At 31.8% G+C, this 16,033-nt stretch carries 21 protein-coding genes; all 21 read right to left on the bottom strand.

Annotation, left to right across the window (positions count from 1 at the left end; all coding sequences use genetic code 11):
• Positions 1 to 41 precede the first annotated feature (41 nt).
• Complete coding sequence (locus B5E58_RS09145; RefSeq protein ID WP_088109365.1) at positions 42 to 1,448, bottom strand: hypothetical protein; 1,407 nt, start codon at positions 1,446 to 1,448, stop codon at positions 42 to 44.
• A complete protein-coding gene (locus B5E58_RS13890; RefSeq protein WP_275532723.1) occupies positions 1,448 to 2,338 on the bottom strand; it encodes a hypothetical protein in 891 nt (296 codons plus the stop codon). The genes B5E58_RS09145 and B5E58_RS13890 overlap by 1 nt, the downstream gene beginning before the upstream one ends.
• A gap of 89 nt (positions 2,339 to 2,427) precedes the next feature.
• On the bottom strand, positions 2,428 to 2,766 hold the full coding sequence (locus B5E58_RS09135; RefSeq protein ID WP_088109364.1) for a hypothetical protein: 339 nt from the start codon (positions 2,764 to 2,766) through the stop codon (positions 2,428 to 2,430).
• Between the two features lie 91 nt (positions 2,767 to 2,857).
• Positions 2,858 to 3,010, bottom strand: a complete 153-nt coding sequence (locus tag B5E58_RS13465) for a CD1375 family protein (RefSeq protein ID WP_158097720.1) — start codon at positions 3,008 to 3,010, stop codon at positions 2,858 to 2,860.
• A complete protein-coding gene (locus B5E58_RS09130; RefSeq protein ID WP_088109363.1) occupies positions 3,010 to 3,381 on the bottom strand; it encodes a hypothetical protein in 372 nt (123 codons plus the stop codon). The genes B5E58_RS13465 and B5E58_RS09130 overlap by 1 nt, the downstream gene beginning before the upstream one ends.
• Positions 3,381 to 4,550 (bottom strand): BppU family phage baseplate upper protein, encoded by a 1,170-nt coding sequence (locus B5E58_RS09125; RefSeq protein WP_158097719.1) that lies wholly within the window; start codon positions 4,548 to 4,550, stop codon positions 3,381 to 3,383. Before B5E58_RS09125 ends, B5E58_RS09130 begins: the two co-directional genes overlap by 1 nt.
• A gap of 1 nt (position 4,551) precedes the next feature.
• A complete protein-coding gene (locus tag B5E58_RS09120) occupies positions 4,552 to 5,256 on the bottom strand; it encodes a phage tail domain-containing protein (RefSeq protein ID WP_088109361.1) in 705 nt (234 codons plus the stop codon).
• The gene (locus B5E58_RS09115) at positions 5,256 to 8,204 is read right to left on the bottom strand and encodes a phage tail tape measure protein (RefSeq protein WP_158097718.1); all 2,949 of its coding nucleotides are present in this window, start codon (positions 8,202 to 8,204) and stop codon (positions 5,256 to 5,258) included. Before B5E58_RS09115 ends, B5E58_RS09120 begins: the two co-directional genes overlap by 1 nt.
• Positions 8,205 to 8,212: 8 nt before the next feature.
• A complete protein-coding gene (locus B5E58_RS09110) occupies positions 8,213 to 8,494 on the bottom strand; it encodes a hypothetical protein (protein WP_242956639.1) in 282 nt (93 codons plus the stop codon).
• On the bottom strand, positions 8,491 to 8,799 hold the full coding sequence (locus tag B5E58_RS09105) for a hypothetical protein (protein ID WP_088109359.1): 309 nt from the start codon (positions 8,797 to 8,799) through the stop codon (positions 8,491 to 8,493). Before B5E58_RS09105 ends, B5E58_RS09110 begins: the two co-directional genes overlap by 4 nt.
• A gap of 12 nt (positions 8,800 to 8,811) precedes the next feature.
• Positions 8,812 to 9,366 (bottom strand): hypothetical protein, encoded by a 555-nt coding sequence (locus B5E58_RS09100; protein WP_088109358.1) that lies wholly within the window; start codon positions 9,364 to 9,366, stop codon positions 8,812 to 8,814.
• 2 nt (positions 9,367 to 9,368) lie between these two features.
• The gene (locus tag B5E58_RS09095; protein ID WP_088109357.1) at positions 9,369 to 9,737 is read right to left on the bottom strand and encodes a hypothetical protein; all 369 of its coding nucleotides are present in this window, start codon (positions 9,735 to 9,737) and stop codon (positions 9,369 to 9,371) included.
• The gene (locus B5E58_RS09090) at positions 9,730 to 10,164 is read right to left on the bottom strand and encodes a hypothetical protein (RefSeq protein ID WP_088109356.1); all 435 of its coding nucleotides are present in this window, start codon (positions 10,162 to 10,164) and stop codon (positions 9,730 to 9,732) included. Before B5E58_RS09090 ends, B5E58_RS09095 begins: the two co-directional genes overlap by 8 nt.
• A complete protein-coding gene (locus B5E58_RS09085) occupies positions 10,161 to 10,463 on the bottom strand; it encodes a hypothetical protein (RefSeq protein WP_088109355.1) in 303 nt (100 codons plus the stop codon). The genes B5E58_RS09090 and B5E58_RS09085 overlap by 4 nt, the downstream gene beginning before the upstream one ends.
• Positions 10,460 to 10,771 carry a phage head-tail connector protein gene (locus B5E58_RS09080; RefSeq protein WP_088109354.1) on the bottom strand — a complete coding sequence of 104 codons (312 nt, stop codon included), beginning with the start codon at positions 10,769 to 10,771 and terminating at the stop codon, positions 10,460 to 10,462. Before B5E58_RS09080 ends, B5E58_RS09085 begins: the two co-directional genes overlap by 4 nt.
• A 25-nt stretch (positions 10,772 to 10,796) precedes the next feature.
• Entirely contained in the window at positions 10,797 to 11,579 is a 783-nt protein-coding gene (locus B5E58_RS09075) for a phage major capsid protein (protein WP_088109353.1), read from the bottom strand.
• A 13-nt stretch (positions 11,580 to 11,592) separates the two neighbouring features.
• The gene (locus tag B5E58_RS09070) at positions 11,593 to 12,162 is read right to left on the bottom strand and encodes a capsid assembly scaffolding protein Gp46 family protein (RefSeq protein ID WP_088109352.1); all 570 of its coding nucleotides are present in this window, start codon (positions 12,160 to 12,162) and stop codon (positions 11,593 to 11,595) included.
• Positions 12,155 to 12,958 (bottom strand): phage minor head protein, encoded by an 804-nt coding sequence (locus B5E58_RS09065; protein ID WP_088109351.1) that lies wholly within the window; start codon positions 12,956 to 12,958, stop codon positions 12,155 to 12,157. Before B5E58_RS09065 ends, B5E58_RS09070 begins: the two co-directional genes overlap by 8 nt.
• On the bottom strand, positions 12,951 to 14,219 hold the full coding sequence (locus tag B5E58_RS09060) for a phage portal protein (protein ID WP_088109350.1): 1,269 nt from the start codon (positions 14,217 to 14,219) through the stop codon (positions 12,951 to 12,953). Before B5E58_RS09060 ends, B5E58_RS09065 begins: the two co-directional genes overlap by 8 nt.
• 12 nt (positions 14,220 to 14,231) lie before the next feature.
• Positions 14,232 to 15,458: a PBSX family phage terminase large subunit gene (locus B5E58_RS09055; protein ID WP_242956641.1), complete on the bottom strand. Its 1,227-nt coding sequence runs from the start codon at positions 15,456 to 15,458 to the stop codon at positions 14,232 to 14,234.
• Complete coding sequence (locus B5E58_RS09050) at positions 15,448 to 15,957, bottom strand: terminase small subunit (RefSeq protein ID WP_242956638.1); 510 nt, start codon at positions 15,955 to 15,957, stop codon at positions 15,448 to 15,450. The genes B5E58_RS09055 and B5E58_RS09050 overlap by 11 nt, the downstream gene beginning before the upstream one ends.
• Positions 15,958 to 16,033: the final 76 nt, after the last annotated feature.

Raw genomic sequence — 16,033 nt, 5'->3', positions numbered from 1 at the left:
AAACTTTTCCTTCATCTGCAACTAGTGTCATTTAATCCCCCCTATCGTACCACAGTCCAGTTTTTGGACTGTGCTATACTTACATCACATTCAGACGCTCCACCTGCACCTGTAATAGTGATAGTTTGTGGTTCTTGACCCGTTAGGTCTGCCAAGCAATAACCAAAAATTCTGTTTAATTCTTCAGCTGTAAATGCTGTACAGTTCGAGAAACTAATTGACTTATTGATACTACCTTTAACAATATTGACTTTTTTTAATGATTTACAATTATTAAATGCGTTAGTATTATTTGTTGATTTTGAAAAATCTAATTCTTGCATTTTCCACATTTTTTCACAGCCAGAAAATAATGATGTGGCATTTGTTGTTGTACCCCAAATTGGTGATATTAGTAATTTAGAACAATTAGTAAATGCATTAGCACAGTTACAATCAGTAACTTTAAAAGGTGTAACATCTTCCAACATTTTACTATTGTAGGCAAACCATGATATATTGTTAACATTAGAAACAGAACCATTTTTAAAATCAACAGATTTAATATTAGATTGACCGATATAATCTTGTAAATTTGTCTTGTTCTTGATGTCTATTTCAGGTACAGAGACAATTCTAACATTACCCTTATAATTTATTACAACATTACATTCGTCATTTATAGTGCCAAAATCAACATAATATAAATTTGAACCGTTTACACTGAGTTCCGTACAATTTTCTAAATTTAATTTAAGAAATTCTGTGTTGTTAGTATAAAAACTACGTACGTCTGTCACTAAATTTGTTTCAGGAATTATTACATTTCTAACGGTATTAGTTTCTAAAAAATATCGTAGAGATGTAAACATTATTTTTCCATACAATTCAAAACTGATTAGTTTTGTGTATCTTAACGACTTCCAAGTAAAATTATTTACAGTTACTAAATACGATATAATTTCATTTATATTTATGATGTAATCAGGGTGGTCTGCGTCATCGCTATTTAATGTTACGTTTGTAATTGTTCCTTTTTCAGCCTGTACTATAATTAACGCCTGTCTATTACCAGTTGTATTATCAAAATACGTTTCCGCTACATTGTTAACAGTAAATTCAAACTTGGCTATCTCGTTAGCTTGAAATGATTGTGTTGTGTTTTCGGTATCGCCCCACGAAACTGTAAAATGTGTGTTGACTGTAAATGCATAAAAACTACCTTCGTCAGGTACAGACATTACCATGAATATTTCATCTTTTGCAGTATCGTGTTCGGGTAATGGTATCCATGTAGACGGTCTTTTCCATGCAAATAATGAATAATCTACACTCTCACCGCCGCCAGTAATACCACTTATTTCACCCGCCATTTCTGACGGCAGTAATAAATCAGTTTTGCCTGTTTTCCCTCGAATAGCTTCAGCAATATCTTTGTAATTTTTATAATCAGTAGTTACTATTCCCATTAATAACCCACCTCATCTCCATTGGGTATCGCATTAAGAACATCTTGCACAATTTCCTGTTTATCGGTTTCAGTAAAATAATCAGTGCCTTTAACAGGTGTTTTCCCCTTTAAACCTGTAAAATTAAACTGAAAACTACGGGCCAATTCTGTTCCACCTACTACAACATTAACTGCCGGTGTTCCTGTTGTATCGTCAACAGTCGCTGTTGCACCTGTGATTGTTGCACTCTGACCTGTTGGTCCTGTTGGTCCCGTTGCTCCCGTTTCACCCTGTGGTCCGGTGTCTCCCTGTGGTCCCATAGGTCCTTGTTCGCCCTGCGGTCCGGTTGGTCCCACTTCTCCTTGCGGTCCTTGAGAACCTTGCGGACCTTGCAGACCCTGAGGACCTCTTTGACCAGTTGGTCCCTGTGGTCCGACAGGTCCACTAATATTTACAGGTTCTGGATTAGGCAATCCACTATTATTGCTCCAGGATAATACTCCCGTAGCAGATACATTAGGATAGAACACGCCTTTTGATGGATTAGCGGCAAAGTAATCTGCTAAACTCTGTTCAATCTGTTCTGGGAACTCAACCTCAACAACAGTATTAATTCTATCCATTATCTGCTCATATACTCCTGGAGCTTCTATCTCCCCCATGCTTTTGGGTTTAATGGACTCATTAAGTCGTATAGTGGCTTTATTTGTGTATATAACAGTATCATCAGATTTTACAATCCCAACACCTACGTTATAGCTGCCCTTTTTTAGCATAGGCAAATAACATTTATTAGTATCAGTTAGAATTATTGGATAGTTGCCGACATATACAGTCTTCTCACCTTCGTTCCACTCATCTGTTAAAAAATTAAAATGAAGTGTTATGTAATTATTGCTATCTGCCACTAACAGTTGTTGATTAGTGGCAATAATAGAGGCTCCGGACACATCAAAATATAGGTCCATAATTTAACACCTCCGTATCCTAAAAATGATTAAAGCATTTTATATGCTTCTGCTAATTTGATTAAAACAGGAGTATTACAAGGAATTGTCTTATATCCTCTACTGTCTTTTGTATCTCCATACTGAACTACAAGACCATTATCTTTTACACCATGAATAATAATGCTATCGCCTTCATACTGTGGGTATCCGTTAGCCACTTCAATTTCATGTTCATCAACTTCAATAGCTTTTCCATCGCCATATTCAAGGGCAAATTTTGCTCCATCAGTTCCATGCATAACATTATCATCTGTTTTATATAAATAATTCTTTTTGCTGTCTTTTGATGTATACTCTTTTCCTGCTTCTTTATAAATAATTCTCATAAATAATCTCTCCTTTTCAATTAATTAAAATCTATAGTCTGCCAGACATACCTCATCAATGTATAAATCTAATTTTTTAGTCATTTCTTTATTAAATCTTATTACCATCTAAATCATACCCTCTTTTGGCAAGAAGGTTTATAACTTCAGCTCTGTAGGTAACAGGAACAAGTGTTATATCTTTGTTTGTATCATCACAAGTTCGCTTTTTATTTATAACAAGATTAAAATACAGCTCTAACATTAAATATTACCTCCTAACTCCAATATAGCTTCATAAAGTGTTGCTTGTACTTCCATGTCGTTTAATCTATTTTCTAAATTTTGCTCGTACTGGTCGGCTTGTGCTGTCATAATAATAAGTTGTTGTTCTTGTATAATATCAAGTTGTGTCGGTTCAAGTTCAGTAATTCCAGGCTTTTCAAACTCATATCGTATTGTATTATTCTCGTCAAGATACATTACTGTCTGATAGCCTTCTTTGGATTGTGTGTAGTCTATTTCTTCATCAATCCATATACAGTAATTTTTTTGTAAATATTTTTGACTTTCAGATTTCGAAATTATGGTGTTATAGGCTGTTATTTTTCCGTTTTCGTTAATATAAACTAGCATTATTCTGTCACCTTGTCATAACAAATTGAAATATCCTCTATAATTACATAGCCATTTTTGGCTGTATTATTAAAAGATATTCTTAAAATTAAACTAGGAATATAATTTTTTATTGAAAATAGTGTAAAATCCGAAAAACCACTAACTTCTTCAGTTGTTGTTGCTTTTATACTTTTTCCACCTAAGGATATTCCAGGCTCGTCTCTATCTGTACTATCTGTAATTGTTCCAGTAGGTTGATTTGAATAAATACCAACAAAAGAATGTTTATTAGTACTGTTTACAAAACCAACATCATAAAAATTAAAAACACATTGATTATATGTTTCGTGAGCTTCTTCAAATTTTAATTTATATTTTATTCTTATTTTAAAAGAGCCACTTTTTAATGGTTGAGAAAATAGGTCAAAATATATTTTCTTATAAGTTCCTAGTCCTGTTATATGTGTAATTTTTAAATTTTGATTTTCAATTATTTTAAATTTAATATTATCACTAGAAATTGAATAATATTTTTTAAATCCGTTATTGATTTTCCCAAAAACCGTATCTGTCCTACTGTCTTCACTCGTCCCAATTTTACTATCAATACCATTTACAGTATTAACAACATTAGCTGTTGAATTTTCCTCCATATACTCAACAAGCCAGTCCCAAACCTGAAACATAGTATTTAAGTTTAACTCTTGAGCCTTTTCCCCTGGTGTTCCTATTTTTTCAACCATTTCTGTCATAAGTGCATAGGCTTCATATAAATTTTGATAGAGAACAACCAAAGCACCGTATTCGTTACTACTTTCAACAGTATTATCAGACATAAGACTTTTAACAACGTGAATTGTAAAAGGCAAAGTTGAAAGAATTTCAGTATTATCCTTAAAAATAACTATCTCAACAGACAAATCCTGTGCAAGGGCAAGAGCCTGTGTTGTAAGTTCAAATTGACATCTGCCTTTTTTAGAGTCTGTTATAACTCCCTCATTGTAAAACTCTTTACCGTCTGCCTTTCTTCCATATATTCTTACCTCATGCCCTGTAAGGTCTAAAATAACACCATTGTCAACAAGAATAACATCAAGATATCTGCTTTTAGTGTCATTTTGTTTTGCTGTAATAATATCGTTGAATTTCCTTTTAACATCAATAGTAACTTTGTTGTAAACCTGCAAATCAAATCCACCTCCATTCAGGCTCTATTTCAATTTTTGAAACATTTCTACTAAATGAAATACTGTTAAAACCTATATTAAACACAGGAAAATCCCTACTTTTATACTTATTATTTTGGCTGTTTAATTCCACACTATCTTTGTATACTTCCATATTTGAACTATCTATTGTGATATAGTCCTCTATACCTTCCAAAACATACTCATTATCATTTACAAAAAGTGTAATATCACCGCTACCATATACAGTTATAACAGGCTCACTTTTTTCTGTACCTTTGTTATATATTTCCGTATCTTCTGTAATTACTAAAAAGTCATCAGTCTTATTTACACTGTACTTTAAAGGGTACACATCAAACTGTATTAGAAAATCATTTATATTTAAAAGAATATTGTTTATAGGTATCTGATTTTTAATAAATGCCCTATAAACAAAATCTTTTTCACTGGAGAATATAACTTCACCATAACCATTAAGCCAAGCATAAACCTCATTTATACGGTTTTTATCAAGTAATATACATTCAATTTCCTTTGTATAATTTTCATAAACTCCCGTATCCTCATGTAATACACCGTTTCGCCCTTCAATTTTAATTTCTTTGACACGTTTTTCAGGTTTTATAATAGGTGGTGCTTTCAGCATTACAACTCCCATATCAAGAGAATTTATACCATTAAAAACAAAATACTGATATTGCATTATGCACCTCCTGTGGCTTTGTCTTTAGACTTTCTTATAAATTCAACTTCTCTTAAAAAGTCTTTTATGCTTCTGTCGTTACTGTTTTCTACTTTATCAATATAAATATTAATATCACCTTGTTTAATGTTTTCTGTTTTTGAATTATAACGGTCAGCTTCTGGCTGTGTTAAAACTCTTTCGCCTTTATGTAAAATAGCTCTGTAACCGTCAAAAGGAACTTCACGAAGCCCTGTTCTATGACTTCCATTATCTTCATCATTTGAAGAACCATAAGCTGATTTTATTATACTTTTTATATTGTCTGCTATATCTCTTGCCTTTAAATATAAACTATCTTCATTATCTTCAAGTCCGTCTATCATAGCAGTTATACTATCAGCTCCAACTTCAAAAGTAGTTTCCTTTATTACACTTAATTCATCATCTAAGTTTTTATTAAAATCTACTGATAATGTTTCCAGTTCTTCTTTATAGAATTTTTCTGCTATTTCTTTGCTTTTTTTCTGTTTTTCGTCCCATAAAGCTATATAATTTTCAAAATCTTCATCAGACATTTTTAAAAGTTTATCAGCATAACCAATAGCGTCATCAATATCCATATCAGCTATTTCAGCCATTAAATCTTCTGAAATATTTTTCTCCTTTAATTTATCCATTGTTTCAGAATATTTATCTAATTTTGATATATAATCCTCAAGATTTTCTATTTTATACTGTATGTTCCCTTCCTCATCTTCTTCCGTATCAAACAAATCAAAGTCAGAAAGGTTTTCACTCATTTTATCTTGCTTATCAATAATATCATCAACAGCGTCTTCATATTCTTGTTTTATATCATCAATAGTAGCTTCATATTCTTTCTTAAAATTTTCAAGATTTTCAATTTGACTTTGAAGTAGCTCTTTTTCCGCTTCTTCTTGTTCCTTGATACGTTCTTCGTTCCACTGTTCCTCTAAGTTAGAAATTTGTTCAAGTATATTTTCTTTTTCCTCTGCTTCTGCTTTAGCTAACTGTTCGTATAAATCTTGTATTTGTTTTTCACGTTCTTTGGCTGTCTTTTCAGCTTGTCGCTTTTGTGCATTTTCCTCAATTTCAGCTATCTTATTATTAAGTGTCTTTGTTTTTTCCATTATAAGATTACCAAGATTTTCAATAGCTTTTAAAGCGTAGCCCTTTCCTTTTTCAACACCTTTAGCTATACCTTGTGGAAGCATAACTCCAACTTCATTCTCCATTCTATGTGACGGAGAACGAATATCAAATACTCCTTTTATTTTGGAAATTACACTTTCTCCTAATCCTCCAACTTTTTCAAGTAGCCAGTCTTTAGCTCCTGTAATACCATTCCACAAACCTTCTACTATGTTTTTTCCTATGTTAAGCATAGTTTCTTTTATATTACTGAATGTATTTGATACACTTGTTTTTATTTCTTCAACTTTAGTTGAAACTGTTGTTTTTATATTATTCCAAACCTCTGAAAGTTTTGTAAATAACTCTTGAGCTTTAGCCTTTACAGTATCCCAATTCATATAAAGGGCAATACCTGCTGAAACAAGAAGTCCTATAAGTGTTGCTATTGCTCCAAAGGGGTTAGCTGTCATAACTGCGTTTAAAAGTCCCTGTGCTGTTGTAACTCCTGTTAAAACTGTTTTAAATGACATAAACAAAGGAACTATTGTACTTATTATCTGAAAGGCAACAAAACCTGCCACAGCTCCACCAAGTACAGGAATTATAATATTAAGATTATCAGTAACAAAATTTACAGCGTTACCAATACCATTAAATACATCATCAGCTACACTTTGTATTGTAGGCATATTTTCATTTACCCAGTTAGCAAACTCATTAAGTTTAGGAAGTAGTTTTTCTCCTATTGGAATTGCAATACCTACTTCAAGTTGTCGCCCTATGCCTGTAAATGCACTTTCTAAGCTATCATATTTAATATTGTTTATTTCTTCCATGGTGGACTTTGTGCGGTCAAACTCTCCATTTGTATTTGTAAGGGCATTTACAGCACTTTGTCCCATATCTTCCCACATAGTACCGAAAAGATTTACACCAACTGTATTTTTTACAACCTCATCATCACAGTTGTTTAATGCTTCCGCTACTTGTCTAAAGGCTTCATTGGCACTCTCTCCGCCTTCGGCAAACTTAACTTGCATTTCATCAGCATTAAATCCAAGTTTTTCAAAGGCTAAAACTGTTGTGTCGCTTCCGTCTTTGGCTTTTATACCAAACTCCTTTAAAGCGTCCCCAAGTTTATCAATATCAAATACACCGCTTTCAGCACCGTTTTTAATCATATTAAACATATCTTCGGCACTAAAGCCTAATTGACTAAAATGTACTGAATACTCATTTATACTGTCCAAAAGATTTCCGTTTTTGTCCAAACCTGCTTGACTTCCCTGTGCTATAAGGTTGAAGGCTTGTTCACTGGTCAATCCAAACTGTTTCATCATCATATCAGCTGTTCTTGTGCTTTCCTGCACTTCAAAGCCGAATGTATCTCTTAATGCAATAGCCTTTTGAGTGGTTTTTTCAAGTTCTTCACCTGTTAGTCCTGTCTGATTTTTAATCTCTGCCATAGCCTGTGCAATATCTTCAAAACTTTCACCAAAATTATTAGCATATATATTTTTAAGACTCTGTTCAAGGCTTTTCATTTCCTCATCTGTTGCACCTGTTTGAGTTTGAAGTGTATTATAAGACTGTTTAAGCTCATCAGCTTTTTTAACACAATCTGCAATAGTATCAACTGTTTTCTTTATAGTTGCACCAATAGCAAAGGCTTTTGCAAGATTTGAAAGACTTGTTTTTAAATTTGTGTTTGAAGTTTCAGCCTGATTTGCTTCATTTCTGAATGTTTGTAAATCTCTTATGCCCTGTGTTCCATTTACAACAATATCTGTAAAAAGAGAACCAAGGTTCACTCCTGCACCTATAAGCTATCACCTCCAAACTTTTTCCTGAGAGCTTTTCTGTCAGGTTCTGTCTGCTGTAATAAATAACACTCTTGAAGGTACTCTCTGCCCTCTTTTGACTGTGACATTTTATATATATAAGCGTCACGTAAAAGGACTTTATATGTATAACAATCCAGTTCTAAAACTTCATTAAAATTAAGTCCTGTATAGTCTGATATATACTTTAATTCATCTGTTTCAGCGTAAAAATATTGTTCTTCTGTTGGTTCATTTTGTGGAATATGGGGGAAAATCACTCCCCCATAATATCAAAGCTATATTGTAAATAGTCCTTTAATATATAAAGGGCTGTTGTAGGTTCTTCAATCATATTTTCAATTTTTGTTTTTGAAAAATGCATTTTATTTATATTTCTATTGAAAATATCAGTAAGTAGGCTGTAAAGCTCATTAAAGGCTTCATCATCTGTTTTTGTATCAGCCTTTGTCATTTCCATTAAATTTATCATCATAGCCCTTGTAGGTGGTTTTATTCTCAAAACCTTGCCATTTGTAAGTTTTATGCTGTAATGCTTATTCTTAAGCTGTCCTAAATCTATCAAATATAACACTCCTTATGCTTCTAATGCTGTTATTGAGTTGTCCTTCTCTTTATAAATAATTAAAGTTCCTTCATCATCATGGGGCTGTCCTTTAAACTCTGCATTTATAACGGTTTCTTTATCTTTTGCAAAAGCAAGCTCAAAACCTGCTTCATTAGAGCCTACAATGGTAACTCTTATATCTCCGTCAACTTTATCTTCATGTACAAAATGAATTACATATTTTTTACCGTTATAATTACCTGCACCACCTATTTTTACAGTTCTTGTTTTCTGTTGTGCTTCCTCTGTGGCTCTTGCTGTACTACATAATTTTTCTAAAGTATTACCGTTCCAAGTCATAATACCGCTTTTAAGCACTGCTTCCTCTGCTGTTATAAGTTTCTTTGAAACAATGCCCAAATCATCTTTAGCTTCATAGAATGTTGGTGTATACGTAAGAGTTGCTCCACCCTGTATAAGTCCCAAGAGCTTTTCTTCTGTTTCAATAGCTGTATCTTCTGGAATTGTTTCTGTAAATTCATCAATGTATAATTTTCCGCTACCAAGTACAATTCTTTCACCCATTTTTATAAATTCACCTCTTTATTTTTAACACTTAATATAAAATATCCTTTAAAGTGATGTGTTTCTGTTCCATAGTTGTATATATTTCCTCCCCCTGATTGAACTACCGACAAAATATTATCAGTCAAAGGCTTATCACCCTTTGTGAGTATTACTTTTTTAACATCATCAAGTATATTCATAGCCTTTACAAAGTCCTTTGATATGGCTGTAATTTCAAGCCTGTATTCTTCCTTTACAGTATCCGCCCTTTGTGGAATTATTGTATATACAACAGTGTCTAAATCATCAATACAAGCACCATAATAATTTACTGAATAGCCTGTACTATTTAATATTTTTGAAATATCCTCTGTTACTTTTTTAATCATTAGTCAAAATCCCTTCAAAATTTTCAAGTATAAAATCTCTGTTTTCTTCTATAGCTTCCCTTAAAAATTGTTTAGGGTGCATACCTTTTGTGCTATGCCACTTACCTTTTCTATCTTGATATGTCCAAGGTACTTCCTTTCGTCCATTTCCTTCTATGGCATAAAGTCCAGTACCTTCATGTACATAAATAGCAATTTCATTATTTGAGCCTACACGACCTGTAAAAACACCGTTTTCATATGTAACTGTATGGTCAATACTTTCTCTTATGTGACCTCTTTCCCCACTTCCGTCACCTATGGGACACTTTTCCTGTGCTTCTTGAACAAGAGTTATGCAAACATCATCAAGAGCCTGTATAATTCTTTCAGGAAGTATATTTTCAATTAAATTATCAATATTTACTGTGATACTGTCATTTGTCAAACTATCATCTCCAGTTCAAGTTGAGTGTATCGTGTTAATTGGTTTATGTTATTTATAAAAAATTCATCGTCCGCAACTAATTTATAATTTTTATGTAAGTTAAAACCCTTATAATTAGTAAGTCCTCTGTATATGTGTTGTAAATACACTAAATCACCATTTAAAGCTGTAACATTTGAATAATTAACAGCAACCTGAATATCATCTACATAAACCCAACTTTCATTTTTTATTCCAAACTGGTCTTTTTCAAAATTCTTTTCGTATAACTCAAAAGTTTTCATCTGTCTGTTTATCACAATATCCCCCACTTTTTATTTTTGCTGTATTTAATAGAATTAAGCTGTTTTAATATATAGTGTGGGTATTCATCAATATAACTTTCAGACACTCCACTATAACTTTGTGAAGAAAGTCCCTCTGTACCAAATCTATTAAGTTTTACAACTGCCATATCAACAAGAACATTTATCATGCTTTGATTGTTTTCATCAAAAGTGATATTTGTATAATCAGATATTTCAATTATTGTTTTATCAATAATAAGGCTGATTAAAGCCTCATTTGTATTTCCTGATAACAATTTTATCTGTTCTAAAATTTCCATTAATCAGCCCTCCTAAATTAATTAATTATCCAGCCTGTTTTGTAAGTTTAACTGAATATGTGTCATCAACAAGAGCCATAACTCCATAACGGTCATAAACAACTGTATTATCTTTGGTTTCAACATCTCTATCCTGCTCAACAGAGCCTTCTTTTTTTACAAAAAGTCTTACAGCGTCCTTTTTTGTTATATATGCTGTTTCTGCTGGTACAAGTTTACTGAATAATACAGGTAAACCACATATTGTGCCAAACTGCCCAGTATAAAGAATTTCTCCTTGTTTACTTGATATAAAATCAGTATCTTTTCTTATTAATGCTCTTAAATCATTACCCATAATAACAAACATATCTTCTTCAACCTCTTTGTTAAGGTCTGCCAAAGCGTCAACAACTGCTGAATAGCCAAAAGCTGTATACTGATAATTATTTGATATTTTAGCTACTTCCTCCATATATTCAGTTTTAATTTCATTTGACATTAATGTTGATGCACCATTTGTAAGAACATCTAAAAGATAAGGGTCTTTCATAATATCCATATCGTTATAAACAAAGGTTTGCTGGTATCTGTTTACTTCATATTCTTTTGGTTCGAATGTTACTCCACCTTTTGTTGTATTTTTTGCACCTTTAGCAAGTTTTTCAACTTTACCTGTGTATGTATACTTATTTATAACCTTTTTCATACCTGCTGTTTCTGCAAGGCTATAATCAGTAGTAAAAAGGCTTCTAACGTCAAGTTTTGTATTGACCAAATCAGTCATTTTATTTTCAATTACAATATTGTCATATCCTGTTATTGCCATTTAAAAATTCACCTCATTTTTTTATAAGTTCCATATATAATTCTTTATTATTTTTAAAAATTTCGTTCTGCTCTGATACAGACATTTTTTTAAACTGTTCTTTTGTAATAGTTCCATAGTCTGTGCTACCCTCAGAACCTTTTATTTTCCCACCAATATTTTTTAATCTTTTATCAACTTCATTTTTAACTGCTTTTTTAAAGAGTTTTTCAAGGCTGTTTATTTTCTCAAGACATTCTTCCTCGTCATCACTTGTCACAATGAAATCTGCAAAACCTGCGTCAAGTCCTCTTGAATTTAAAACCTTGCTTATTTCAGCTTTTGTATTAGCTAACTTATATTTTGAAAGTTCCTCTTGTAAGTCTTGTATAGCTTGACTTGTTTCAGCCTGTCTTCTCTGCTCTGCGTCAAGTCCTTCAAGTCCTTTTTTCTTTTTATCTTTTTCAATGCCTTTTAAGGCTTCTGCTATAAGTTTTGTTACATCTTCTTTAGTAAGACCCTTTTGTCCTTCTTCGGGGTCTGCTGGGTCTGTTACTGTTGGGTCTGTCGGGTCTGTTATTGTTGGGTCTATATCATTATCCATTTTCAATACCTCTTTTCTTCATCTCAAGTTTTGTTAATATTCTTATTCCACATCTACAACGTGGGTGATGTATAGGTTCAAGGTCCTCAAGGGGGATAGGATTTTTCTTTGTTTCCTCTGCCAGTCTTGCACACAAATCACAATGTTTGTCATCATCTATATAAGCATAGTAGCCTAGTTTATAGCCTTTCTCTTTACCTTGATTAATTCGCCCTTGATTTATGGTTCTCATAATTTCAGTTCTTGCCAGTCTGTCGGCTTCATTGTATGCTACACCGTGTCTTGCCATAAGAGTTGCTATAACTCTGTCCATTGTGGTTCTGCCTGCCACAGCAGATGAAATTTCTCTTTGAAGTGTATTTATAAATTTTCTTCTATTTCTTTGTATACGTGTTTTAAAGTTTGCACCTTTAAAATTTGCATTTATAACTTCAAGCATTTTTTCATCATTGGTTAAATTCCAAACAACAGCACCTTCCATATTTGAAGGCTTTCCAAGTACTGAAATATAAGTATCTTCAAGTATTTTTGTTATAAGTGCTATTTCCTTATTTTCTCTTTGACCTGTAATATTTTCTATACTTTTTAAAAGCTCTTTAAATCTCCCATATCTATAAAGGTTTGTAGTGCTTATTCCGTCATCTGAAATCATATTGTAATAAAGATTTAAAATATCATTTTTAATCAATTCTGCCTGCTCTTTATATAGCTTTAAAAGTTCTTTTTTCGCCTTCTTAGATTGACTGTTATATGTATTACCGCCTAAACGCTTTTCCCAATATTCCTTATTAGTCATCTAAACCACCGCCGTATATATCAATACTGTTTGCTTCCTTTACCCTTTCAACTTCCTTATCTACATCGGTGACAAAAGGAATTTGACTTAGTAATGTTTCATCAGAAACAAGATTTCTTAATTGATTTATTGTTTGAGCTGTTTCAAGAACATTTTCAGGAAGGTTAATAGTAAATATAATTTTTATATCATCAGGTACAGTAAGGCTTTTTATTTCCATATATTCAAATATTAATTTATTTCTTTGTCTTATGGATTTTTTAAACTTTCTTTGTTTATTTGAAATATTGTTAAGAGTTCCTAAAAGTTTGTATCTCATAGCAACACCGCTAACATTATTAGCAAAGTTATTATCCGACATATCAGGTGTAAAGCTAAGTTTATGAATATCAGATACAATTCTGTTTTTTATTTCTTCATTGTTAGAGCTTTGTTTTAATATGAATTGTGGGTTTAAGTTTTCACCATAAAAAACCCTGCTTTCTTTCATTTTTTTAATATCTTCTGTATCAACATAATCTGTATTAAAAAACAAATAAGCATTATTAAAATAGTCCTGCTCGTTTATTGTGTCGCTTTCTATATAGTCATAAGCGTCAATAAGACTTACAATATTCTCAAAGTCCCCTCGTCTAATATCGTTGTTTTCATATATCACAATAGGAATATCAGTAAATATATTTGCTGTTTCTTCAATCAAAGAACCGTTTCTGTATTTTCTTATACTTTCTTTATTGTAAATTTCAACATAATTAGTTTGAATATTGTCTACTGTTGTAACTGTCCAAAATCTAACAGCATATATAAGATTTTTTTCAATACTGTTTGAATAAATAAGAACAACTTCTTTGTTGTCGAAAGTATGAAACTTTAATACTCCTTCTTTATCTAAATATAAAAGCTGTATTCCATAGCCATATTCTGCACAGGCTGTGGCTATTTTTATGTTTTCTCCTTCTTCATCAGCTGTATTAAGTATGTTTAAATACTCTGTAATATCCTTTGTATCACTTGAATAAGTTACAGGAGAACCAAGAAATACAGCTGTATTTGTTGTTACTATATAATCAGCGAAAGAATGATACAGTTTATTGTTGGGTTTAGATTTATCATCAAAAGTTCTCATTCTTATTTTTTGATTTTTGTTTTTATAGTAATCATCAAGTTTTTTCAATCGGTTAAGCTCACTACTACAAAAAGCCTTTATATAATAATCAGCGTCAGAATAATTTATACTTTTATCCTCATCAATGTAATACACTCTTTCACCTCCTTATAAGCCGAAAAGTGTTTTGTCTATTTGCCCCATACCTTTTCTTTTGTCTACAATCTGTATTGCATATCTTAAAGCGTCCATAAAATGATTAAATGTATCTATGGGCTTATTAATATACTCATTTGTGTTTTTGTCTTTCTGCCAAGTATAATTTTCAAACTCTGTTTTTGTTTTAGGGCATTTTGAATGGACATATATTTTATAGTTCTGTAATTTTTGTATGCCATAATTAATACTGTCTTGACCTTTTTCACAGGCTTTTATTTTTCTAACTCCTGCTCTTTTAATTTCTTCAATACTCTTTTTCTCTGCACTATCTGCAATTATTATGTTTTTTCCATAGCCTTTTGCTATTATGATATTTGCTATCTCCTCATTAACAAGACCTGTGTCACCGTATTCATCTATTACATACAATTCTTTATTATTTGTATCTACCAAAGCCACAATAAAAGCTGTTGTGTCATTTACAAAACCAAAATCAAGACCTGCTATTGTAATGAAACGCTTTTCTTTTATAAGTCCATTTATATCAAAGTCAATAAACTCAACATTTGTATATACTCTCTTATCCAAAGAAGCAAACTTCCCAAGGGCATATATACAGTAATAAGCGTAGTTTGTTTTTTTCATATTATTTAGAGTCTCAATATAACTATCAGGAAGAAATTTATTATCTTTATATGTGGTATGAAGTATAAAAGCATTGTTTTTATTTTCCTTAAAAAAATTTAAGTAACACCAATTAGCTTTACTTATAGGATTAAAACTTAATATTATTTGTAAATTGGGTGAATTTGCTCTTAATCTTAAGTCAAGCTGTGTATAGTCATTAACATTAAGCTCTGTTGCTTCCTCAATCCATATATCAGTAATATCTGTTATTGATTTAATTTTTTCAGGGTCATCAATACCACTACAAAGAAAAAAACTTCCATTGGGTAATTTAACAGTTAAATTAGTTTCATTGACTTTACAACGCTTAAGTATTCCCATATCACTAAGTATTGATTTAATAAGAGAAAAGCAACTTTCCCTTAATGTTCTTTGTACTTTCCTTACAACTAATATTTTTCTTTTACCTTTAAGGGCTTTTAATATAATTTTTTGTGCTATAAATACGCTTTTACCACTGCCAGCTCCACCATAATAAACTTCAACTCTGTTTTTATAACTTCCAACATAAGGCTTATATGTACTATTGATGTTTAAATCAACATTCATCAAAATCACCATTTATATTGATATTTATTGTATTGTCTACATCTCTTAACCTATCATCAAACATTCCCAAGTGTTTTCCTAAAAGCTCCAAGGCTTTTAATTTGTTATACATACCTATTTCCTTTTCAGAACCACTTCCATTTTCTCCACAGTATTCTTTTATCTTTACAGATGATATACAGGCTGTATCTTCTCTTGTTGCTGTTTTTAAAAGTCCGCCATTTTGAAAGTCTAATAAATCAGAAGGATTTACAAAAGCAATCTTTGCCAGTTCTTCAAGAACTCTGTCTTGACTTATGCCAGTTCTTACACTTCTTTTTGCCATAGCCTGTGCAATAGCTTTTTTAATCTCTTTATCTTTCATAAGTCTTGTTGCTGTATCTTTAGCAGATAAAGGAGAATACCCAGCACGTATAGCTGATTGTGTCTGATTAAGGTCAATCAAATATTCCTCAACAAATCTTTTCTTTTTATCTGTCATTTTTGTTTCCCACTTCACCACCTTGTATTTTTATACAGTCTTTTTTACACTTTCTTATATATGTATTTTTATTGATTTTTAAAGTCTTAGAATA

The sequence above is a fragment of the Tyzzerella sp. An114 genome (assembly GCF_002161055.1).
GTDB lineage: Bacteria > Bacillota > Clostridia > Lachnospirales > Anaerotignaceae > Fimicola > Fimicola cottocaccae.
This window is presented reverse-complemented; position numbering and strand designations above follow the sequence as displayed.

Bases quoted from the DNA above. Each gene is read 5' to 3' on its own strand.
- B5E58_RS13465 (WP_158097720.1), bottom strand. From the start codon at position 3,010: ATGTTAGAGCTGTATTTTAATCTTGTTATAAATAAAAAGCGAACTTGT.
- B5E58_RS09055 (WP_242956641.1), bottom strand. From the start codon at position 15,458: ATGAATGTTGATTTAAACATCAATAGTACATATAAGCCTTATGTTGGA.
- B5E58_RS09120 (WP_088109361.1), bottom strand. From the start codon at position 5,256: ATGCAATATCAGTATTTTGTTTTTAATGGTATAAATTCTCTTGATATG.
- B5E58_RS09070 (WP_088109352.1), bottom strand. From the start codon at position 12,162: ATGGATAATGATATAGACCCAACAATAACAGACCCGACAGACCCAACA.
- B5E58_RS09145 (WP_088109365.1), bottom strand. From the start codon at position 1,448: ATGGGAATAGTAACTACTGATTATAAAAATTACAAAGATATTGCTGAA.
- B5E58_RS09100 (WP_088109358.1), bottom strand. From the start codon at position 9,366: ATGGGTGAAAGAATTGTACTTGGTAGCGGAAAATTATACATTGATGAA.
- B5E58_RS09080 (WP_088109354.1), bottom strand. From the start codon at position 10,771: ATGGAAATTTTAGAACAGATAAAATTGTTATCAGGAAATACAAATGAG.
- B5E58_RS09065 (WP_088109351.1), bottom strand. From the start codon at position 12,958: ATGACTAATAAGGAATATTGGGAAAAGCGTTTAGGCGGTAATACATAT.
- B5E58_RS09135 (WP_088109364.1), bottom strand. From the start codon at position 2,766: ATGAGAATTATTTATAAAGAAGCAGGAAAAGAGTATACATCAAAAGAC.
- B5E58_RS09095 (WP_088109357.1), bottom strand. From the start codon at position 9,737: ATGATTAAAAAAGTAACAGAGGATATTTCAAAAATATTAAATAGTACA.
- B5E58_RS09075 (WP_088109353.1), bottom strand. From the start codon at position 11,579: ATGGCAATAACAGGATATGACAATATTGTAATTGAAAATAAAATGACT.
- B5E58_RS09130 (WP_088109363.1), bottom strand. From the start codon at position 3,381: ATGCTAGTTTATATTAACGAAAACGGAAAAATAACAGCCTATAACACC.